Here is a 3,866-nt window from a genome sequence, read left to right on the forward strand (position 1 = left end):
CGTGATGCCGTTTATTCAATCTATGGTTTTGTTCGCCTAGCTGATGAAATTGTGGATAGTTTTGAGGGTTTTGACAAAAAATATTTGTTGTCAAAATTCAAAGAGGAGACTTTCACTGCTATTGATAGTCATATTTCCCTCAATCCGATTTTAAATTCATTCCAACAAGCAGTTCATCAATATAATATTGGTTTAGAATTAATTGAAACATTCATGTATAGCATGGAAATGGACTTAGAAAAGGTTGAATATACTCCAGAAAAATATGAGCAATATATTTTAGGATCTGCAGAAGTAGTTGGTTTAATGTGTTTACATGTATTTACAGGTGGAAATCAAGTTGAATTTGACAGAATGAAGCCCTATGCCATGAAATTAGGCGCTGCTTTTCAAAAAGTAAATTTTTTGAGAGATCTTAAAGATGATTATAATCTATTAGGAAGAAGTTATTTCCCAAATGTAGATATTTCGGAATTTACATGCGAGGTAAAAACAATTATTGAAAAGGAAATAGCAGAAGATTTTGAAATTGCACTTCAGGGCATAAAAATGCTTCCTTCATCGTCTAAAGGTGGAGTTTATCTAGCTTATGTGTATTATAAAACCCTATTTAATAAAATTCAAAAACTTCCTGCTGATAAAATTCTTACTGAGAGAATAAGAATAAATAATGGTAGGAAATTTGGGTTAATGCTTAATTGTATGCTTCAAAGCAAATTGAATAGGGTATGATAAAGTACTTGTTGGTTATTTTGTGTTTTTTTAGCAACTCAGTTATGGCTCAAATGCCTGGGATAAAAGATGTTAGATTGATGCTTCATCAAGCAACAAGCAGTGAGGAAGTTTGTAATAAATTGATCAATATATTATTGCCTTATAATGAAACCAACAACCCATTGTTATCTGGATATAGGGGAGGTGCTACTATGATATTGGCCAAACATGCTTTTAATCCATTTAGTAAGTTATCTCATTTTAAAAAGGGCAAAAATATACTTGAAAGTGCCATAAAATCAGATAATTCCAATATTGAACTCCGATTTCTTAGGTATACCATCCAGACAAGTGTACCAAGTTTTTTGAATTATAGTAACGAAAAAAAAACTGATAAAATATTTTTAACGAAGTCAGTTTCGGATTTAAAGGATCTAGAATTAAAGAGAATTATTAACGCATACTTATTAAAATATCCGTAATTGAATGAATAAAGAGTTCTTTGATGGGCAAGATGAATTATTAATTTTAGTCGATGAAAACGACAAAGAAATAGGAACACAAGATAAGCTTTCAGTTCATCTGGATGGTGTTCTTCATCGAGCTTTTTCTGTTTTTATTTTCAACTCCCAAAATGAATTGCTTCTCCAACAACGTTCAAGTATAAAATATCATTCTCCAGGGCTCTGGACTAATACTTGCTGCAGTCATCCGAGGCCTGGTGAAAGTACTTTAAGTGCTTGTAATAGAAGACTTAATGAAGAAATGGGAATGAAAGCTGATCTTATTTTTAGTTTCAGTTTTCTATACAAATTTGAATTTCCAAATGGCCTAACCGAACATGAATATGACCATGTTTATTTCGGCACCTCAGACTTAGAGCCTCAAATAAATCGGGATGAGGTAAACGACTGGAAATACATTAGCATTGGCAATCTCGAAAAGGAAATAAGTATTAATCCCGAGTTATACACCCCATGGCTGAAAATTTGCATGCCATATTTAAAATAAATTTTATCATCTAAAAAACAAATGATTTACAACATAAAATCAGAGCATTTATTGCCGATAACTATTGATCAAGCATGGGAATTCTTTTCTTCAGCTAAAAATCTGTCTAAAATTACTCCTCCAGAAATGAGCTTTATCATAAAAACAGATCTCTCTGATCGAGAGGTGTATGAAGGATTATTAATTGATTATACCGTTAAGCCCATTCTTGGTATACCATTGCCTTGGCGTACAGAAATTTATAAGGTAGATAGACCAAATGTTTTTGCCGATCGCCAGCTTAGAGGACCGTATAAGATGTGGGATCATACCCATTCATTTGTTCAAACAGAAAACGGAGTTTTAGTAAAAGATGATGTGAATTATGAGCTTCCTTTAGGTTTTTTAGGTGATATAGCACATGTGCTATTCGTTAAAAAAAAGGTAGAAAGTATTTTTAAATTTAGAGAACAAGCTTTGAACCGACTTTTTCCTAAGCAGGAAATTTAAGCTTATATTTGAATGTATTGTATCTATCTATAAAAACGCGCCTCATACATTTTATGCCAACTACTGATCATAACTCAAAAAATAATATCTTAATAACTGGTGCAAGTGGTTTAATTGGTCCTAAATTGATCAGAAATCTTTTAGAAAAGGGACATAGTGTTTCTATACTTTCTAGAAAACCGCATAAAATAAAGGGTGTAAAAGTTTTTAAGTGGGATATTGACAGTCAAACTATTGATAATGAGTCACTTAATGGTATTGATACTATTATTCATTTAGCAGGAGCAGGTATAGCAGATGAACGATGGACCAAAGCACGTAAACAGCTAATTATTGATAGTCGGGTTTTATCTACCCAGTTATTGTACAGAGCCATTGAAGAAACAAAAGCACCTGTTAAAACAATTATATCGGCCTCGGCAGTGGGTTTTTATGGCGATCGAGCAGATGAGATATTAACGGAAAGCAGTACCAAGGGAACCGGATTCCTCGCTGATTGTTGTCAGCAATGGGAAAGCGCTGTTGAAGATGGTCTAAAATTTGGCGTTAGATTGGTGAAATTTAGAATCGGACTTGTGCTTGCAAAGCAGGGTGGTGCTTTAGCTAAACTTGAAACTCCAGTTAGTCTGTTTTTAGGTGCACCTCTCGGATCTGGAAAGCAATGGATGCCTTGGATTCATATAACAGATCTCCTCGCTTTATTTGAAGGGGCAATTGAAAATCCAAATATTGAAGGGACTTTTAATGCATGCAGTCCAATACCAGTAACAAATTTTGAATTCACTAAAATTTTAGCTAAAACGCTTTTCCGTCCGGTTTGGCCAATAAAAGTCCCGGAATTTGTCCTTAAAGCTGTTTTAGGAGAAATGAGTCAAGTTATTTTAATTAGTAACCGTACGTCATCCCAAAAGCTTCTAAATACTGGATTTAAATTTCGCTATGCGGGACTCGATGAAGCTCTGAAAGAGATTTACTCTCATTAATGCCATATCTATCTAAAAATAATGAAAAAAGAAATTAGCGTTTGCTGGTTTAGAAGAGACTTAAGGTTAAATGATAATCATGCCTTATTTCAAGCCTTGAGTGGCAAATACCCCGTATTGCCACTATTTGTTTTTGATCCCGAGATCCTAGATAAGTTAAGTGATAAACAAGATAAGCGTGTAGCGTTCATTCATCAATCTCTTTTAAAAATTAATGAGGTTTTAAAAGGAAATGGTAGTTCCATGTATGTTTTTCATGGCACTGTAGAGCAGGTGTTTGAAACGCTAAATACCCAATATGATGTAAAAGAGGTTTATACAAATCATGACTATGAACCTTACGCCATTAACCGTGATTTAAGAGTTTCGAATCTTTTATCTTCAAAAAATATTCAATTTAAATCCTTTAAGGATCAGGTAATATTTGAGAAATCAGAAGTGATGAAGTCGGATGGAACTCCATACACTATCTTTACACCATTTTCACGAAAATGGAAAGAAAAATTCAATCAGACGCCCTTGGTTCATTATCCTTCCGAGATATTCCTAACTAACTTATTGAAAGAAGTTAGTCATCCTATCCCATCTCTGATAGATATTGGTTTTGAAGATATTGAATTCAATTTTTCGGATTTTAACATCTCTGAAGAGCGAATTAAAAATTATGAG

Annotated in this window: 6 protein-coding genes; all 6 read left to right on the plus strand. The window is 33.5% G+C overall.

Going from position 1 to position 3,866, the window contains the following annotated elements; all coding sequences use genetic code 11:
* Positions 1 to 732 (plus strand): phytoene/squalene synthase family protein (locus tag ACILQF_RS11555; protein ID WP_395627558.1); only part of this gene is annotated, 732 nt, incomplete at its 5' end.
* A gap of 53 nt (positions 733 to 785) precedes the next feature.
* On the plus strand, positions 786 to 1,196 hold the full coding sequence (locus ACILQF_RS11560) for a hypothetical protein (protein WP_395627559.1): 411 nt from the start codon (positions 786 to 788) through the stop codon (positions 1,194 to 1,196).
* A gap of 4 nt (positions 1,197 to 1,200) precedes the next feature.
* On the plus strand, positions 1,201 to 1,725 hold the full coding sequence (idi, locus tag ACILQF_RS11565) for an isopentenyl-diphosphate Delta-isomerase (protein WP_395627560.1): 525 nt from the start codon (positions 1,201 to 1,203) through the stop codon (positions 1,723 to 1,725).
* Between the two features lie 21 nt (positions 1,726 to 1,746).
* On the plus strand, positions 1,747 to 2,214 hold the full coding sequence (locus ACILQF_RS11570) for a hypothetical protein (protein ID WP_395627561.1): 468 nt from the start codon (positions 1,747 to 1,749) through the stop codon (positions 2,212 to 2,214).
* A gap of 53 nt (positions 2,215 to 2,267) precedes the next feature.
* Positions 2,268 to 3,197, plus strand: coding sequence for a TIGR01777 family oxidoreductase (locus tag ACILQF_RS11575; protein ID WP_395627562.1), 930 nt, complete (start codon positions 2,268 to 2,270; stop codon positions 3,195 to 3,197).
* A gap of 21 nt (positions 3,198 to 3,218) precedes the next feature.
* Positions 3,219 to 3,866: deoxyribodipyrimidine photo-lyase (locus ACILQF_RS11580; RefSeq protein WP_395627563.1), on the plus strand; the 648-nt coding region annotated here is incomplete at its 3' end.

The sequence above is a fragment of the Daejeonella sp. genome, from assembly GCF_044232565.1.
Classification (GTDB): domain Bacteria; phylum Bacteroidota; class Bacteroidia; order Sphingobacteriales; family Sphingobacteriaceae; genus Daejeonella.

What these genes read in the sequence shown, in the direction of transcription:
- ACILQF_RS11560 (WP_395627559.1), top strand. Translation starts at nt 786, where the DNA reads ATGCCTGGGATAAAAGATGTTAGATTGATGCTTCATCAAGCAACAAGC.
- ACILQF_RS11570 (WP_395627561.1), top strand. Translation starts at nt 1,747, where the DNA reads ATGATTTACAACATAAAATCAGAGCATTTATTGCCGATAACTATTGAT.
- ACILQF_RS11575 (WP_395627562.1), top strand. Translation starts at nt 2,268, where the DNA reads ATGCCAACTACTGATCATAACTCAAAAAATAATATCTTAATAACTGGT.
- idi (WP_395627560.1), top strand. Translation starts at nt 1,201, where the DNA reads ATGAATAAAGAGTTCTTTGATGGGCAAGATGAATTATTAATTTTAGTC.